Origin of the sequence: Okeania sp. SIO1H4 (assembly GCF_010672695.1) — a bacterium.
Lineage (GTDB): Bacteria > Cyanobacteriota > Cyanobacteriia > Cyanobacteriales > Microcoleaceae > Okeania > Okeania hirsuta.
Window position 1 is genome coordinate 30,971 of the sequence record NZ_JAAHGB010000018.1, and the last position, 17,195, is coordinate 48,165.

Annotated in this window: 12 protein-coding genes and 1 pseudogene; 5 read left to right on the forward strand and 8 right to left on the reverse strand. The window is 40.0% G+C overall.

Going from position 1 to position 17,195, the window contains the following annotated elements; genetic code table 11:
* The first annotated feature begins 50 nt into the window (after positions 1 to 50).
* Positions 51 to 1,232 carry a DUF4336 domain-containing protein gene (locus F6K06_RS15040; protein WP_124145394.1) on the forward strand — a complete coding sequence of 394 codons (1,182 nt, stop codon included), beginning with the start codon at positions 51 to 53 and terminating at the stop codon, positions 1,230 to 1,232.
* Between the two features lie 94 nt (positions 1,233 to 1,326).
* Positions 1,327 to 2,049, forward strand: coding sequence for a response regulator transcription factor (locus tag F6K06_RS15045; protein WP_287241904.1), 723 nt, complete (start codon positions 1,327 to 1,329; stop codon positions 2,047 to 2,049).
* Positions 2,050 to 2,299: 250 nt separating this feature from the next.
* On the opposite strand, the gene F6K06_RS15050 is transcribed toward F6K06_RS15045, so the two are convergent.
* Positions 2,300 to 2,485 carry a CsbD family protein gene (locus tag F6K06_RS15050; RefSeq protein ID WP_287241905.1) on the reverse strand — a complete coding sequence of 62 codons (186 nt, stop codon included), beginning with the start codon at positions 2,483 to 2,485 and terminating at the stop codon, positions 2,300 to 2,302.
* A gap of 557 nt (positions 2,486 to 3,042) precedes the next feature.
* On the opposite strand from F6K06_RS15050, the gene F6K06_RS15055 reads away from it, so the two are divergent.
* From F6K06_RS15055 to F6K06_RS15065, 3 genes are all read left to right on the forward strand, one after another.
* Positions 3,043 to 3,165: a hypothetical protein gene (locus tag F6K06_RS15055; protein ID WP_275670387.1), complete on the forward strand. Its 123-nt coding sequence runs from the start codon at positions 3,043 to 3,045 to the stop codon at positions 3,163 to 3,165.
* 302 nt (positions 3,166 to 3,467) lie between these two features.
* Positions 3,468 to 3,626 carry a YqaE/Pmp3 family membrane protein gene (locus tag F6K06_RS15060; RefSeq protein ID WP_124145400.1) on the forward strand — a complete coding sequence of 53 codons (159 nt, stop codon included), beginning with the start codon at positions 3,468 to 3,470 and terminating at the stop codon, positions 3,624 to 3,626.
* A gap of 138 nt (positions 3,627 to 3,764) precedes the next feature.
* Complete coding sequence (locus tag F6K06_RS15065) at positions 3,765 to 4,661, forward strand: mechanosensitive ion channel family protein (RefSeq protein ID WP_124145401.1); 897 nt, start codon at positions 3,765 to 3,767, stop codon at positions 4,659 to 4,661.
* A 736-nt stretch (positions 4,662 to 5,397) separates the two neighbouring features.
* Here F6K06_RS15065 and F6K06_RS15070 read toward each other — a convergent pair.
* The 7 genes and pseudogenes from F6K06_RS15070 to F6K06_RS15095 all read right to left on the reverse strand — a co-directional run bounded on the left by F6K06_RS15070 (position 5,398) and on the right by F6K06_RS15095 (position 17,026).
* A complete protein-coding gene (locus F6K06_RS15070) occupies positions 5,398 to 7,137 on the reverse strand; it encodes a hypothetical protein (protein WP_124145402.1) in 1,740 nt (579 codons plus the stop codon).
* Between the two features lie 308 nt (positions 7,138 to 7,445).
* Positions 7,446 to 9,746 carry a 5-histidylcysteine sulfoxide synthase gene (ovoA, locus tag F6K06_RS15075; protein WP_287241908.1) on the reverse strand — a complete coding sequence of 767 codons (2,301 nt, stop codon included), beginning with the start codon at positions 9,744 to 9,746 and terminating at the stop codon, positions 7,446 to 7,448.
* Positions 9,747 to 10,598: 852 nt separating this feature from the next.
* Positions 10,599 to 10,727: pseudogene (locus F6K06_RS33970) on the reverse strand (hypothetical protein); the annotation flags it as partial.
* A gap of 111 nt (positions 10,728 to 10,838) precedes the next feature.
* Complete coding sequence (locus F6K06_RS15080) at positions 10,839 to 12,236, reverse strand: alpha-amylase family glycosyl hydrolase (RefSeq protein WP_124145404.1); 1,398 nt, start codon at positions 12,234 to 12,236, stop codon at positions 10,839 to 10,841.
* A gap of 314 nt (positions 12,237 to 12,550) precedes the next feature.
* Positions 12,551 to 13,768, reverse strand: a complete 1,218-nt coding sequence (locus F6K06_RS15085; protein ID WP_287241910.1) for a phosphatidylserine decarboxylase — start codon at positions 13,766 to 13,768, stop codon at positions 12,551 to 12,553.
* A gap of 312 nt (positions 13,769 to 14,080) precedes the next feature.
* Positions 14,081 to 15,328 carry a hypothetical protein gene (locus F6K06_RS15090; RefSeq protein ID WP_124145407.1) on the reverse strand — a complete coding sequence of 416 codons (1,248 nt, stop codon included), beginning with the start codon at positions 15,326 to 15,328 and terminating at the stop codon, positions 14,081 to 14,083.
* A 105-nt stretch (positions 15,329 to 15,433) separates the two neighbouring features.
* Complete coding sequence (locus tag F6K06_RS15095) at positions 15,434 to 17,026, reverse strand: AGE family epimerase/isomerase (protein ID WP_287241913.1); 1,593 nt, start codon at positions 17,024 to 17,026, stop codon at positions 15,434 to 15,436.
* Positions 17,027 to 17,195 lie beyond the last annotated feature (169 nt).

The following is a 17,195-nucleotide window of genomic DNA, read 5'->3' on the forward strand; positions in this document are numbered from 1 at the left end:
TTCTTCTTAATACTATAAAGTAATAACTGTAGTAAATAACTGCATTAAAAGTGCATTCAGGGAAACAAAGACAACAGAATATTTCTCACTCTCAGGATTGGTCATGGCCTCTATGGCCTATTTTACCCTTATACCCTTATGGACAAAGACGAACATTACGAAAGGAGATTGTCAAAGATACAATCTGGACTTTTGACCAACTTCAGGGTATCTTCTATGTCACTGTACCAATTCGGATGACAGTGGTAAGAATGATTGGAGGCGGCTTGTTTGTCTACGCCCCAATAGCACCAACCCGGGAATGTGTGCGCCTTGTCAATGAATTGGTAGAAAAATATGGAGAAGTTCGCTACATTATTTTACCAACTATTTCTGGCTTAGAACATAAAGTATATGTGGGACCCTTTGCGAGAAAATTTCCCACGGCGGAAGTTTTTGTTACGCCCAACCAATGGAGTTTTCCTCTAAATTTACCCCTGAGTTGGTTGGGTTTACCAAGAAACCGCACCTACTTACTCCCTGTGAATAGTGGAGATGCACCTTTTGCAGCAGAATTTGACTACGCAACTCTCGGACCCCTTGATATTGGTTTCAAACCTTTTGCAGAAGTAGTATTCTGGCATAGTCCATCCCAAACTTTACTGGCGGTTGATACTGTTTTATCTGTACCTGCTGAACCGCCCGATATTTTGAATTTAGATCCCTATCCGTTATTGTTTCATGCCAAAGATGATGTGTTTGATGTGGTAGAGGATACTCCCACAAATAGATGTGTAGGGTGGCAAAAAATATGTTTGTTTGGATTATATTTTCAGGTGGGTGCTTTAGAGGTAGTTCCTACTGGGGAAATTTTTAAGAATGTTTGGAAAGCAGGCGATCGCTCGAAGCGTGCATATTTTGGTCTCTTACCGTGGCGATGGAAGTCTGACTGGCAGCGTTCTTTTACACAATTACGACAGGATGGGCGGTTGTTAGTAGCACCTATATTGCAAACCCTGATTTTGAATCGCGATCCCAAACAGGTGATGGAGTGGGTTGAGAAAGTGGCAAGTTGGAATTTTCGGCAGATTATTCCCTGTCATTTTGACGCACCTATTCAGGCAAGTGGGTATGAGTTTAGGCAAGGGTTTAGTTTTTTAGAAAAGGATAGTGGGGGGTATTTACCAGAGACAGATTTACAGTTTTTGAGAAAATTAGATGATAAGCTTACAAAAATAGGGGCTTTACGTTAAAGCTGAAGAGCATTTTCTTATTTTCCCTATAAGATAAATCAAAACTGATTTACAAACAATCCCACAAGTTTAACTTAAGCAAAAGGGAATTACGATGAACATAATCAGAGTTGTTTTGATTGAAAAGCATGACTCAAGTCGTGCTGGGTTGGTAGCTGCATTACAAATGTCTGAAGGTATTAAAGTAGTTGGGGATGCCGCTTCTGGCCAAAAAGGTTTAAATATTGTGCAAACAACTCAGCCTGATGTAGCAATAGTTGCTCTTAATCTACCTGATATGGATGGAGTTGAACTAACTCAGAAGTTGAAACAATTAAATGGTGATCGGGAATATAAACAAACAAAAGTGTTAGTTTTAACAACAAAAGATAGTGAAGATACTGTAATAGCTGCTTTTAGTGCTGGTGCAGACTCATATAGTCTCAAAGATGTCAGTTTTAGTAATTTACTTCAGGCTATTGAGGTTACTAATGAAGGTAATAATTGGATCGACCCGGCGATCGCCAGTGTAGTAATTAACCAAGCTCAGGAAACTTCTGATAGTAACTATCCAACTTCTCAACCACTAATAAAACTAAATGAAATGGACTGTGCGCCAGGAGGAGATGGAATAATTCAGATAGATCCTCTAACAGAACGAGAATTAGAAGTATTACAACTAATAGTTTCTGGGTGTAGCAATGCTCAAATTGCTGACAAGCTTTATATCACTATCGGAACTGTCAAAACCCATGTTCGTAGTATTTTAAATAAGCTGTGTGCTAACGATCGCACTCAAGCAGCAGTCCGTGCTTTGCGTGCTGGTTTAGTTAGTTAAGCTCGATCAATTTCCTTTAATAGTTATGCTTTCTATCTGCATTAGTCAAAGATGTCAGAGTGGTTTAATAGCTTGAATAAAAAGATTTTTTTATTCAATCCTTTGCTATTAAAAATTCACCCCAACTAATTCTTGACTTATCCTATCTTGAAAAAGAGTTTATTAATTCAAGGAAAAGTATTCAATATATTTTCCTTGGATTCTGATCAAATATTAGTTATACTAAAATGATTGAGAAAATTTAGTCAGTCTAGTCAATTTTTTTCTTAGCTTCTTCTTTTTTAGCATTTTCTACAATGTGTTCTACTCTAGCCTCATCTTGCTTAACTTGTCCTTCAGCTTTGTCTTCTGGATTACCAGTAATTTCTCCAAGCATTTCTTGAGCTTTACCTTCAATATTTTTAACAGTTGCTTTTACTCTATCTTCGGTAGTCATGGATATTAACCTCAGAACTTTTTTATCTACATTTATATACTAATAATAATTTTTTAAACTTTCTTCTATCGAAAGGAGTATCTTGATGTATTTTATGATTATACCATTTGATAGATATAGCAGTCCTATTTTATTTGTGTATAAAAACCTTATCGCTTTTAGGGAACGGGGAACAGGCGGGAGTGTCAGTTTTTTTAATCGACAGATAAAGGTTTTAGGCTTTTTTTCGCTCCAGTGGGTCTGGCTTTTTCGGCTTGAGCAAGCAGAAAGTTAGGGTTGAAAGGAGAATAATTGCAGAAAAATTGGTAGATTTTTTATAGGCTTGGTTTACCCTATTTCCTGTCTCTTTTTCACGATATTTTTAATTTGGGATAGAATGAATAATTAAGATCCAATAAAAACAACTTTTTTGATTTGCTGGGTCTGTATAGGATCTATATCTTGAGATAGATGACTTATTTCAGTGTCAGAAGTAAGATACATTCTATAATAAATATATTTTTTACCTGAATTATTAAAATTAAATAAAGCCCTCTATTAAACTTTCATATAACTATTTGGCTGGGTATCAAGTTCCTCATTTTCCTGAAAATGGTACTTGTCATGAATGGAATGGAAACTACGATATTGAATCGGGAGATGAAAATATTCAGAGCAATTTGCCAGAATATGAAGCCTAAGTTTTTGTTTGGCAATAGTAAATAATATGAAATAGGTTAATATTTGCTAGCGATAAGATGAGAGATAGGGAGATGGGGAAATTCATAACTAGCATCATTTTTCGTATTTCATATAAAGCGTTGACAAACTTGCCTCACAAGTTGATAATATAGCAATTCTCATCTCTGAGTGAGATACAAAGTTCTGGGTTTTAGAGAACTGAAAACAGAGAACAGAGGACATAAAAGAAGGAGAACCAAGATACCTCACAAAGAGTGAGATAGATTATATACCACAGAACCATTTTATTAAGGAGATTAACATGGATATTATTCGTTTAATTTGTGCGATTTTTTTACCACCGCTTGGCGTATTTCTGCAAGTAGGTTTTGGCGGTCAATTTTGGTTGAATATTCTTTTGACTTTACTGGGTTATATCCCAGGAATTGTTCATGCTGTTTGGATTATTGCTAAAAGATAAATAGTTATTATATTTTAGGTGGTAATATCCGGGTATTTATGCCCAAATTACCACCTATAATCTTATTATCAATTTAACCTTAAACCTTCTTCAAGAAATTAAATAGAGGTTACTAAAGTTCAGGATTTTTACTTATATATGGATGAAATAATCAATATAATTATTAATGGATTAAAAGATGTACTTGAAAGTACTATAAAAGTCATACCAGCCATACTAATAGCATTAATTATTATTTTTTTAACTCGCTATGCAGCAAAATTACTTCGGAACCTTGCTCAACGGGTAGGAAAGCGTGCAACTCGTAGTAAATCCTTACAAATTTTAATCACAAAAACTACCCATGTGGGTGTTTGGGTAATAGGAGTTATTATTGCTTGTGTTATTGCTTTTCCCGGTTTAAAACTAGGAGATATTATTGCGACATTAGGTCTTGGTTCTGTTGCAGTTGGTTTTGCATTTCAAGACATATTTAAAAATTTTCTTGCAGGAATATTACTCTTATTACAAGAGCCATTTCGTATCGGCGACCAAATAATAGTTGATAAGTATGAAGGTACTGTAGAACAAATTGATATTAGGACTACGAAAATTCGGACTTACAATGGCGAAAGAGTGATTTTACCTAATGCTAATGTATTTACCAGTGCTATACAAGTAAGAACTGCTTTTGGTATTCGACGAACTGACCTAGGAGTAGGTGTAGATTATAATACTCCTTTATCAGAAGCAGCAGAGATATTATACAAACTTATTCAAAAGGTTGAAGGTGTCTTAGAAGATCCCGATCCTGAGATAGATTTAGTTAGTTTTAATGATAGTTCAATAGACTTTATTGTGCGGTATTGGACTAAGGCAGAACAGAAAGAAGTACGCCGAACTCAAACTCACGCAATTATTGCTATTAAGAAAGTTTTTGATCGGGTAGATATTAATATTCCTTATCCAATTCGGACTGTTTATTTCTACAATCAGAATAAGTATAATGATTATATTCCTATAGACCTTCGGCAAAACATAAAATCTTCCCAGTAAAGCAATTTATGTAATCCAGATTATCAATTATTTAATTACTGTAATTACTGCTAAAGATCGAAGATATTTATAATTTTTCCTCAATCCTAATTTTAACTGATATCAAATCCGCTCGGGTTCGGTATAAAAAAAATTTTCATCTTCATCCAAGAGCAAATGTTTCGCGCATTCTCTTCCCTCCTGAGGAGGTCCTTCCCCTCCACCGGAGGGGGAGGGGCGAGGGGTGGGTTGACTCGGTCCTCCTAGATTAACTATCTAATTACACCGATGCTACCGGATTTGATATGATGACTGATTTAGAGAGAAGATGCAGTATCAGGAGCAATTTTGACTCCACCTTCTTTATTAATTGTTGGTTTGTAATTAGAAGGCTAATCCAGATAATTACTATAGCCTGGCACACAGCAACTGGAAGGGAGTGAAAGGAAGTTATTTCAAAGGTTTAAGAGATTACTTCCTTTCGTCGCTAATCACCACTTGTCAACCGGACTTGATATTAAGCCTCTGTTTTAACAAAGAACAATGTGATACGGGGACCGATTTCAATTCCACCGCGATTAGGGGAAACCCATTTATTAATGTACTTTTGACCATCACCACAGTAGTCTACACACATGATAGCAATTCCCAAAGTTATGAGGTACAGTTGTTTTTCTTCTTTATCTATTCCCTGTTCCCTGTTCCCTGTTCCCTCAAACCTAAAATTTTGTACCTCACCAGTATGGGAATTGCTATATTAAAATTGCTGTAAGATGAATTCAAAAGTTCCCAAAATTAATGCTTCCGGTGTTGGGTAGTAGAGTACACCCTTCTGTTGTATAGTCCATTTCAAACGAAAGCAAAACTCTTGCCAAGATACATAACCGTTACCGTCAACATCTAACAAATTGCTAATCATCTCCCTTTGTTTTCCTGTGACATGAACACCTGTGAAAATATCATCAAGAAAATGATTGATGGGTATCTCTTCCATTGTTTCAGGAATCTCTGGGTTTTGCCAAAATATGCTAGGTTTTGAAGTCAGTTCCTCTATACTTTCATGAGACGGCGAATTAATTTTTTCTGACAACTTTTTCCATCGTTGTTTGAGACTAACGATCAGTGGGTGTTCATCAGGAACATCGCTGTCTGAGGTAATAATTTTCAGCATAGACGATGAAATACATCCTCCGCTATATTCGTATAATTGCGCTAACCCAGTAATAGTATTATAGTCAAAGCTTTGTCCGCGAATTAAGTGATCATCAATTTTTTCTTCCATCTTTTTGCATAAGTTTTCATCCCATCCGGTTTTTTCTGGTTCGCCGAATCGTTCAATCATAGCTTGACGTAGCATTTCGGCATTGGCAAAATCGCTGATTCTTACAGTCTGCTTGACACCAATCATACTAGCAACGGCACCCATTTTATCTCCCATGAATCCATGCCATCCACCGAACACGAGATCGAAAGCTTCCTTACCATAAACTTCCTGGTCCCTAGGGACAGGTTCTTTTGATGCAATTGTATGTACTTTGCGCGCAGCTTTAATAATGGCTGGCAGGTTGTATGTACGAGTTACAAATTTATTGCCAAGCCTAGCTAGATTTGTTAATGTAATACTTGAGCATGAATGACCCAAAGCTGCTCCAGCCTTGCAAACAGCACTCCATATCCCATCAGCACCATTTGCCAATGCTTCTAAAACCGTTGACTCTGCCAAACCAAAACCACAATGTACATGAACAAGTAGCTTACCATTTGACCAATTTGCCGAAATCATGGTTTCACGAATAATGCTAGTCAGTTTGCTTACAGTTTCTGGCAGCAAAAAACCCGTTGGTTCCTCTATCATCAGTCCAAAGGGACGCCGATCGCTAGGCAGATTACCCAAAGCTTCAACGAGATGGAGCGCTCTGGTTAAACCCTCTGTATCAGTTTCAAAATTTGCGAAATCTCTCAAATTTACAAGGAGACGTGGAGGAAGTTTTTGTTCGCCCCGTGGCATCAAATTTTTATTACCCCACTCCACTTGGTTTAAAATAAATTGGTTAAGATCGAACTGCTGATAATTGATGGCAGGACTACATAAATCTATTTCGATAATCGCATTACTCATCTTATGATCGTTGACCATTTCCAACAATCCATCTGCTGGCTCATCAATGGGAACTCCATATTTATCTAAAGCACTGTAAGCTTCGCTAAATCCCCACATATTATCTAAAGTTCCACCCAGATCGATCCAATGTTTAGGAATTTGGTCATCAACATTTCTGTTAGAACCATAAGTGCCAAGAATCACTTCATTTAGTTCAGTTTCAGCAATAGATTTTAAGATATTTATTTTGTCTTCAAGGACATGACCACGAGCAGTTCCCACAGTGGTTTCACGAACAGAATTATCTAGAACAAAGATTTCTAGTTCTTGTAGGGTTTTAAGTTCCTGATCTGCTTCACTGCTTGCCCTGTCGATTATACTTTTGAATTTGTTCATTTTTCTATCACCCTCTAAATTTTTTTTACTATAATATCAAATCTGGATAATTACTATACTCAAGTCATTGCGACTGGAACGGAGTGGAAGGAAGCAATCTCCGCGCATCCTTGAGATTGCTTCCTATCGTCGCAATGACGACTGTTCAATTGGATTTTATATAACAAGCGCATTAGCAATAATATACACAGGACTTACGCATAACCAGCATATCTAGTAGGGGGCGATTTCCTCCGGAATGCTGCGCAAACGCGAATCGCCCCTACAGATGGTGTATGACTTAATATTTTGCGTAAGTCCTGATACATTTAGTCGCTACGCCGCTTCCACAAACTGACCAAGGATACCACATACTGAAACTTACGAGCGTGTTCCCGAATTAGGAAGGGCATATCCTGCGTGTCGAGCAACTCAAAATCTTGGTTTAGCTCTCCTTGCAATACAGTCAAGGAATCCTCACCATCATGTCCGCCCAGCCAAGCATCCCGTGGAGTGAAACGCTCATCCCAGGTAAACGGTGTGGCTAGCACCAGTAGTCCACCTGGCCGTACTAGACCGCGTGCGCCACACAACCGACCGAGAAATCCTCTAGGACTAGGTAGACGACAAATAAGATTAGCCGCTAACACCACATCAAACCCAACGAGTTCGGGGGGCAACGCACAGGCATCGGCACGGCGAAAATTCACTATACGGCGATCCAAGTCTTCTGGCAAGCAAACTTCAGCTTGGCTGGTGTTTTCCCCCTCATCCCGACGACTATAAGCTAGTCTGCCTTTGCGACGTAGGGTTTCGGCTGCTTCAATAAAGGTGACACTGAGGTCGATCCCTAACACTGACTCGCATCCCCGGGCTAACTCGAAGGTTGAGCCACCAACGGAGCAGCCAACATCTATTGCCCGATCCTTCTTGATTCCCAGGCGATCGGCTGTCTCCAAGGTTAGTTGAGCAATACGCTGGGGAAATCCCACGGCATTCTTGGGGCCGAAATTGTATGGCATTACTTCATCAGCAAACTCATAATGCAGCATCAGGTTTTCTGCCAAAATTTTCTCACCTTCATAGGCTTTAACTCCATTGCTTTGGCTACTAATCAGTACCGCATCGCAGCTTGCGTCACCATCATCAGATCGCACAAGCCTGAATCCTGCGTGCTGGAAGAAGTGACACCGGAAGTGAAACCTTGCCCACTGGGTGGCTTCATCTCCAGTGCTGATAAAAGAGCCACCAAGAATCATCTTATGTTCGCCATCGAAGCAAGGGGTACTAAAGTCATCATAGATCCGGTGAACGCGGAACCCTTCTAAGGGATTGAAGTCATCCTCACACCAATGCCAGACATTGCCGAAGACATCGTAAAATCCAGCTTCGTTAGCTGGTAAAGCATTCACTGGAGTTTCCGAACCCCAAGTTAAATTCAAATTAACTGGCGGGTTGCCCCTACGCAAGCAATGATGTTCGGCTTCCGTTAAAAGTCTGTAGGGTGCAGGGCTGTTATCCTGCTCAGTCTTCCAGGCACAGTAGGCTTTCGCTTCATACCAGTTGACACCAACAGGCCAAGACCAAGGCATCTCTACCACCTCAAATATTGTCCGCAGTCGGTATTGGTGCAGTCCTGCTGGTCCATCAGCAACCCAGAAAGTAGGCCATTTAGTATTGCGATTTTGCCTCCAAGCCCAGCCCTCTTCTGTCCAGTATTTCGATTCCTGGTATCCGCCTGCAACAACAAATTCGTAGAATTCACGATTAGTAACTAAGTATTGACTGGCTTGAAAACTCCGAACCCTTACCTGCCGTGAACCATACTCGTTGTCCCAACCAAAATAGGGTTCTCTCCAAGGCTTACCCAAGGTGACAGTTTTGCTGGAAATGGCGATTAACTCGTTCTCAACGGTATGACTCTCTGCAAATGCTGAAGGATGCAGGTTTGGCCATGCTTCTGGACGACGCAAAACCGACAGTGGTAACTCTCGTAGCAAGACACTGGAGGTTTCGATGTGGATGCGTTCGTGTTCAAATCCTAGGAATAGTGCCCATGCGGGATTGTCCATCGCAATCGGTGGATGGCTGTCTTCCAGGTCGGGCAGGGTTTCAATCAATTCCCGGATAATTTTGTAGGTGCTGCGTCTGTATTCAACAACTTCACGAACTGACGGCCAATCCATTTCATTCTTGGACATATCGTCCCAGGACATCTCATCAACACCTGTTTCAAACAATTGCTCGAAGTATGGATTAATCGACTCGTGGATGAGTCCAGCTAGCCGAAGCTTATTGATGTAGAGTACGGCAGGGTGGCATAGATAGAATATTAGAGGATGACGAAGTTGGTGGTAGGGTGGATCGAGGAATGCCTGTTCTCCTTGTAGTGCTGACAACAAAACTTCGGTCATTAGCCAGCCATTATCAAAGTAGTCCAGAACTTCGCGGCGCGTGCAGGTGGCTAGATTTGGGATCGGCAATGCTTTTAGGACTTCTGTAGGTCGCAGCCCAGTCCACCACCAATCTGGACAAGGGTCAATCAGGGGATCTGTTTGATCTTTCTCCCCTTTCTGCTCAGGAGAGAAGAGTGTAGTTAGATCTAGATTTGGATTACGTGTTAAAGTCATTATACTTAGTCTTTGATAATAATATGAATTATTATCAAACAATTGAATCAAATTATAGGCGATCGCTGTCCTTAGCCAGATTATCAGTTAATGAAACACGATACAAGCAAAGGAGATGGGTGATTGGGTGATGAGGAAATTTCTAATACCGTTTCACGGAAGTTAAAAGTCATGCATCAAGTGCTAATTGGTGAGGTTCCTATTTCCTGCGGAAACGCTCCGCGAACAGAATGTAAGACGCATATCTGACAGTCAAAAGTAAGATTTTATAGGCTTAAGAGTTTGATGCTACAGTAATTTCAGGCAATTATTTCACATAGGGGGTTTGAAACTATTTGTGACATCTTTAAAGTGAATTGGTATAACTAGCACAATTTTTGGCGTTGCATTATCAAGGGATGATTTTGATATCTGACCAAAAATTTGCTCTTAGTTTATTAACAGTTTCAGATGCGTGCAAATTTAATCATCATCCCGCAACTATGCAACGCCCAATTTTTTGTATTTCATATTACCCAAATGATGGTTTGAACTTAGGAGTCTAGCTTCCTGTTTGACAGTAGACGAATGAGATCAAGTCCGGTAGCATTGGTATTGTAAGGTAAGGGTAAGGAAGAAGGCTTTAGTTATCTAGGAGAGAAGGCTTAAAAGCTGGAAAAAACTTAAATTTCCTGTAGATATTCACCCTAACTTTTACACAAACGATACCAGTGGACATGATATGACCGCAGTCTGCAACTTATCTTCAATAGCAGACTTAATATCAAATCTGCTTAATTTGGTATAAAAATAATGTTCTATCTTCAGCTTCTTTATAAGAAGAGGTAATTATTAATTATTAATTGTTAATTATTAATTGTTGAAACCGATGCTACCGAATTTGATATAATTTCGGTGGAAATTCCACCTAATTACACAAATATCCAAATTGACAGCAGCATTAAAGTCTCTGTCAGCTTGGAAGCCACATTCTGTACATTCAAATTAGAAGATTACAGAAAGAGGCGATCGCCATCAAATATGAATAAATTCATTGTACGGCGATCGCTATCCTCACCAATATTAATCTGGTATGGTTATCAAAGAGACAACTTAAGCCTCATTTTTGACAAAGAACAATGCGGTACGGGGACCGATTTCAATTCCACCACGATTAGGAGAACCCCACTTGTTAATATACTTCTGACCGTCACCGCCATAGTCTACACACATTTCAAAGTCGTACTGTAGTTCGTTGTAACAACCAACTCCTAAACCAGGCATTTTAGCAGCACTGACATCAAATGTTTCACCCGCTTTATTAATAATGGTTAAACCCTTATCTCCACGCTCGATCAAGAGTAAATTAGGACTGTCCGCACTGTCAGCAATTTCGTTACCATTGCGATAATATTGAGATTCTCCCATCATTTGTTGGTGAAATTTTGTGCCAGCAACAATTGTAGGGTCGAAAGCATCAAAAGTTAAAATCAAAGGCGTTCCTTCTTTTCTCCCTAAAACGTAAGCTGTTGCTAAAACTAAATCGTTCTTGTCAAATTTCCAATTATCAAACTGTCCTATTGCCCAAGTATCGTGGTTCCGAGCAAAGGTAACCGCATTGTCTCCAGGTACAGCACGCTGAGTATCTGCTGGATTAATTAAAGAGCGTAAGTCTCCCCCGTAAGTAAAAGCACTTTTCAAGGTATTAACCAGTTGAAAATCTGTTACTTTGGGAAACACTGGAATATATTTCATGCTCTCGTCATAGTTGCGACCGATCGCTTCACCATAATAAAACTTATCTTCAGGGATAATTTCGACTATCTTTTCCAAATCCTCAACAGAAATGTGTTTGACAGCATCAAAGCGGAAACCATCGATGCCAAGATCCATCAATTTTTGCATATACTCATGCTGTTTCTGTTGCACATAAGGTAAGTCAGTCCTCAAATCTGGCAATCCTTCCCTGTCATTGGGACTACATAACCAATCATTTTCAACTTCGTAGGAATTGTTATAGTTGGCGATACATTTTGCCTCGTGGAAATATTCCTTTTTTGGGTAGAGCGGATATGCTTCAGGGAAAGGTGCAACATCTTTATAAAAACGATAATTAGCCATGTGATTAAAGACCACATCGGCAATAATTTTAATTCCTCGTTCGTGAGCAGCGTCAATCAAATCCTTTAAATCTTGCTCATTTCCTAGATTTCCTTCCAGAACATAATCAAATGGTTGATACTGAAAGTACCAGTATTTGTCTGATGTACAGGCATCATCTTCCCGTGATGGTGTTTGATTGGGAGGCGAAATTTGAATATAGTTATATCCTGCTGCTTTAATTTCTGGCAGTTCTGCTGTGACATTGGCAAAACATTCATCGAAAGCGTGGTAGATAACATCTGCTTTAGCAGGAGCAGCATTGGAGGTGAGTCCAATAATTACTGCTATTAAGCAGGTACAAACCCAGGTTATGATAAAACTGAAAGCTAAACGATTTTTAGTGTCCATAAATACGATTCCTGTTTCTACTTTAGAGGTAATATCATGTTCCGATCATAAGTGATAAAAAAGTTTTTGTCTGTAGTAGAGATTTAGCCAATTAAATATCCATCTTTTTGCTCAAACCCTACTATGCAGCTCTAATTATAAATATTCAACCAGATATGATATAGCAAAATGATATAACAAATTGTCTGAATTTAAGGCTATTTATAATGAGACATCTCTAGAAAATAAACAAGCCTTTGTAACCTGTTGTCAAGGACAGCAATAGAGTTATCAAATATATTAGCTGGATTTTGTAGATTTAGAGAACTAATTTTTTATTTTGCTAAATAAGCAATTCGATTCAAGAAACGATTCAACCTTGTTCTCGTTAACTTGACTTCTGATTCGGACTCGCCCATCAATAATCCAATTTGCTGACCTTGCATAATATTTAATGAAGGAAAACGGTCCTTTTCAAACAAAAGAATATTTAAGGAACCACCATATTTAAAACAACCTATGCGATCGCCTTTTTTCACTTCAACCCCATTTGTACTATCAGTAATATTCTTGAATGCTTCCTCAAATATCACTGAAGCAATAGTATTCAATCCTACAGGAATCATGCCAACACAACCATAATTGGCTGTTTCGATCACCAAATATCCCCGCCGAAAATGTTCAAAGACGCTGTAGCTATATCCATAACCAACATTATCATCGTTCAACAACCCCGGAAAATCATTGATGCCGAAATATTCTCCAGCCACATCTTCATTAGATTCTACAACCTTGCCAGATACAGGTGCATGGTAATAGTGATAAGTATCAGGCATAAGAATACAAGAAACCGCAGTTCCTCCCAGGAAGCGATCGGCATAACTGGAATTATTCAACAGCTCTTTCACATTCAAAAATACTGTTTTGACAGCAATTTTTGTTTCCAATGTTAACTCGTCAACAATCATATTGATGACACTATCTGCTGGAGCTACCACAACAGAATCATCATCTGGTGCAGTAATAGGTCTTGACTTGCTTGGTGTGTTGAGTTCCCTGGCAAAAAATTCATTAAAATTAGTAAATCCTTGATGTGGGGTTCCCTGAGCTGGACAAACAAATTCATCACAAATTTTCTCTGCACCACCAAGCTCATTTATCCATTGATCAACGAGGTCTGTGCTGTCAGTAGAATCAAGATAATCACCGCGCAAATCTACGAATTGTTTGGTCATTTCATAACCTTTACCTTTGGTTACAAAAGCCAAACCGTATTCATTCTTATAATATAGCCAACTAAATTTTTGGATATAATCCAAACCCTCTGGTACTCCTGGTAGCCATTCGTACCATTCTTGAAAAAATTCGCATAGGGTCTGTATTGTTGCGCCTTGCCAGTCTTTTTTAACGCTTTCATCTATACCTTCGGGAATTGGTTTGACATTTTCTACTGCTGCATCAAAAAAGGTTTTAAACCCAGTATCATCAGTACTGTACCAAGTTCTGATTTGGTCGATAAATGGTTGAATGTCTTCTTTGTTTGGTAGTGCCATGATATTCTCCTTAAGTTAATTTCGTGAAAGTTGAGAAAGTTTTGAGGATGGCTGCGAGTGGAGCCATCTCTCGAAAAAATAGCGTCGAGAGGTAGCAAAATGAATTATTCTGATAACTCCGATCAACAATATTGTTTGATCTACCATTTGTAGATTTTTTCGGTCAATAGGGTCAATCGCACCGTGGCATTGGCCATAGCGATCGCCTCTTTCCAAATATTAGGGAAGTAATCAAATCAAAGTGGGCTATTTTGCCCACCATGACTTCCCTAAAAGCAAAAGGGTGCGTTCTAACAAACACACCTGACCTAACTAAACACCCAATATGGCTGGATTAGCCCGAACTTCGTTAACCACCTCTCGCACGATGTCAAATAACTCAGCCACGATGTACTCGACAAAGGGCTTACCGTCCACATCCTCTGTAATCCAAGGGTCCATAATGACCGAGCGCATTACCACGATCTTGTCGCCAGTTCCACCACTGGAAGTTGGATCGGGAAGAGTCACGGCTGTCTCCGTCAAGCGTCCGAGGTAATCATTGAAAAATACCTCGCCGTAGGTGTCGCTGTAGAAGGATGTCGAACTAACAAGAATCTTATAGTTGTAGATTTCACGACCATCTGCCTTCAAACTGATGCGATCGTAGATCATCTCATTAAACGCATTCAACTTGTCCAGATTCGTTTCCACCGGGCCACCTGGGTTTAGCTTATAGTTGAAGGCATAAGTGAGGATATTCAAATCTGACCCCTCCTCGCGCAGAGTTGCCAGATCCGTACCCATGGCATCGTTGAGGATTGATTGAGGGGTTTTGCCAGACAGCTTGCTCAGAAAAGACTTGACTGCCTCTTCTTTACTTAGGGTTGAGTCAGACCAATGAGGCGTTGGCTCCACAGTGAAATCTGGGTCCTGATCGCTCATCTCCACTAACTTCCAATGGAAGATTTTACAGTTGTACGCCGTCAGGGTCATCAGTTTACCGTAACCATGAGGTGTGAGGGGGATAGCCGCATGGCTGAGATATACCCCTGCTGCTGCTGCCCCTGGCTTCGAGCCTTCAATACCATAGTCTCCCAGAGACAATTTGGGATCTGTCTCGCCGGGAGCATTGTTGATATAGGGGGCGCCAAAGGCGATCAGAGTCCGCATCGTCATATTGCGATAACACAAAGCCCCCGCTGGATAAGGCAAGTAACCAGTTTTGTGGGGATCGATCGTAATTGTATCCGTCTTACCCAGTTGCCCATATTGAGCCATAACGTAGTCGCTGACGGCTCTCGGGACGTTGGTTTCATCGACACCGATCAGCGAAGCAAAATAACCACCCCAAGCACAATCCGCATGCACCACAAAGTCCACATCATTATCTTTACGATAGTTGTTCCGCAGATCCAAAATCTTCACCAGCTCATCCACTGTGCCCTCTTCCGTGCTGCCAAACACCGCAACCACCGCAATAATGGGGTGCTGCTTCCCGTCCCCTAAAGTTTCTGAAATAGAGTTGTCGCTAAATAGATAGAAAAAATCGCTCAAATTAAGACACAGTAGTAATTCCATACGTTTTGCACTGGAAATTGCTAAAATCCTTACATGATAAGGGTTTAGCAGTTTTTTATAGTTATAAAGCGACAAGTCTAGTAACTATATCTTGAGATTTAGGGTTTATCGAACATCAACTAATGTAACTATTTGTTGAGTTGAACCTAAAACTGGGCGAATCTTTCTCCCATTGCGCTTCAGAGGCTCGATCATGGATTGAACCTTAGCCGCAAACAGGTAGGGACGAATTTGAGTGTTATCAGGAATTTCCTCGAAAGCAAAATACAAAGTGACAGGCAAATTGTGAATTGCTTGACCAGTAATATAACCAACTAGATCGTGCTCAAAGCTGTGGAAAGCATTTTTCCAGGAGTGTTGCTTAGGCATACTCAAGTCAGGAAGATTATTCTTAGCACTTACCCAGTGCCAAGTACCACCATGTTCGTGGTCTATCATATACTTAAACCAATAAGCATAGGTAGTGGGCAAGTATTTAGCGTAAGAAGGATCGCGCAAACTGAAGGTAGCAGCAGTTTGATCCAACTCAGCTAAAATCCACCATTCTTTATCAGTTTCTAACTGACCATATTGATTGATTCGACGACCCCAAGTTCCATCTTCTAGGAAAGCTTCTTCAAAAATTAAAGGTACTTTTTCTTGAGCAAAAGCAGTGAGTTCGTAATGTCCAGTTAATTTACCGATTTTATAGATCAACCATAAGGTTTTAATGGAGTGACCAAAATCTGTATGATCTGTTCCTAACCTTTGTTTGCTTGGATCGGTAATTGCTCCAAAGAAAATATTGTTGTCTGGTGTATAAAACTGCTCGCTCATAATTGTAGCTAGATGCACCAAGTCATCTTCCCATTGGGAGCGGAGGGGTTTGCCATTAAAAGTTTCAGGCAATGTGGGAGTGAGCAACAACATATAACCATAAACTTGGTCAAGTTGAGCTACTAATTCCCGTTGATCCTTACTAACTTTTTGTTCGTTACCATATTCATCAACGTAATCTACATAATCCTCATGTGCCCATGCAAGTAAATCCCATTCTGCATCGTAATAGGTCTCAAAGATATAGTCTTTGAGGGCAACGATATCTTCTAATACATCGGGGTCACGGGTAAGATAGTAGTAGAATCCTAGACCAGCAACAGCATAAGCCATATCTTGACTGATCCTGCGATCTTTACTTGGTAGGCCAACTCCATCTTCAAAGTAGGTGTAAGCACCACCTTCTGGGGCTAAACCATATTCGCGTAGATAATCTACTCCATCTTTAGCCCATTGTAGGTATTCGCTCTTTCCGGTTAGATGGTAAGCAACGCCATAAGCAAAGATTTGTCTTGATTTTGCCCTGATGTACTCTCGATCGAGCTTGACGATACCCGAATCAGCATTTTCAAGTTCTGGACAGGGATTTCTCCAACTGTACAAAGACCCGTCATTGCATCGATAAGTCGGGTAATTGCCAACGGGATCGCCCAGTGCTTCGTCCATTGTCCAAAATGGGAGCAAGTCTTCTTCCAAATGTTGCAGCCAACGTTCGCCTGTGGGAACATCGGCAATAATTCCATCAATATTATCAACAGGATATTGATGAGTTGAGGACACTAATGCTAAAGCTGGTTGAACGCTGGATACAAACAGAAGTGTAAAACTCAGGAATATACTGGCTGCCATCTTAAATAGACGATGGCGAGTTAGGTTGAACATAAGAACTATTGTCTGTTTTGAAGGTGAACAATTCAACTTTCTTGAAGGCCATAGCAATCAAATAATATTCATTAGACATCTCCAGAAAAGAGGCAGTAGGCAGCTTTGCTGTAGGCAGTAGGGAACCCACCCCTCGCCCCTCCCCCTCCTGGGAGGGGAAATAATTGAT

Excerpts from the sequence above, each read along its gene's own strand:
- F6K06_RS15045 (WP_287241904.1), top strand. The coding sequence starts at position 1,327 with ATGAACATAATCAGAGTTGTTTTGATTGAAAAGCATGACTCAAGTCGT.
- F6K06_RS15050 (WP_287241905.1), bottom strand. The coding sequence starts at position 2,485 with ATGACTACCGAAGATAGAGTAAAAGCAACTGTTAAAAATATTGAAGGT.
- F6K06_RS15060 (WP_124145400.1), top strand. The coding sequence starts at position 3,468 with ATGGATATTATTCGTTTAATTTGTGCGATTTTTTTACCACCGCTTGGC.
- F6K06_RS15065 (WP_124145401.1), top strand. The coding sequence starts at position 3,765 with ATGGATGAAATAATCAATATAATTATTAATGGATTAAAAGATGTACTT.
- F6K06_RS15070 (WP_124145402.1), bottom strand. The coding sequence starts at position 7,137 with ATGAACAAATTCAAAAGTATAATCGACAGGGCAAGCAGTGAAGCAGAT.
- ovoA (WP_287241908.1), bottom strand. The coding sequence starts at position 9,746 with ATGACTTTAACACGTAATCCAAATCTAGATCTAACTACACTCTTCTCT.
- F6K06_RS15080 (WP_124145404.1), bottom strand. The coding sequence starts at position 12,236 with ATGGACACTAAAAATCGTTTAGCTTTCAGTTTTATCATAACCTGGGTT.
- F6K06_RS15085 (WP_287241910.1), bottom strand. The coding sequence starts at position 13,768 with ATGGCACTACCAAACAAAGAAGACATTCAACCATTTATCGACCAAATC.
- F6K06_RS15090 (WP_124145407.1), bottom strand. The coding sequence starts at position 15,328 with ATGGAATTACTACTGTGTCTTAATTTGAGCGATTTTTTCTATCTATTT.
- F6K06_RS15095 (WP_287241913.1), bottom strand. The coding sequence starts at position 17,026 with ATGTTCAACCTAACTCGCCATCGTCTATTTAAGATGGCAGCCAGTATA.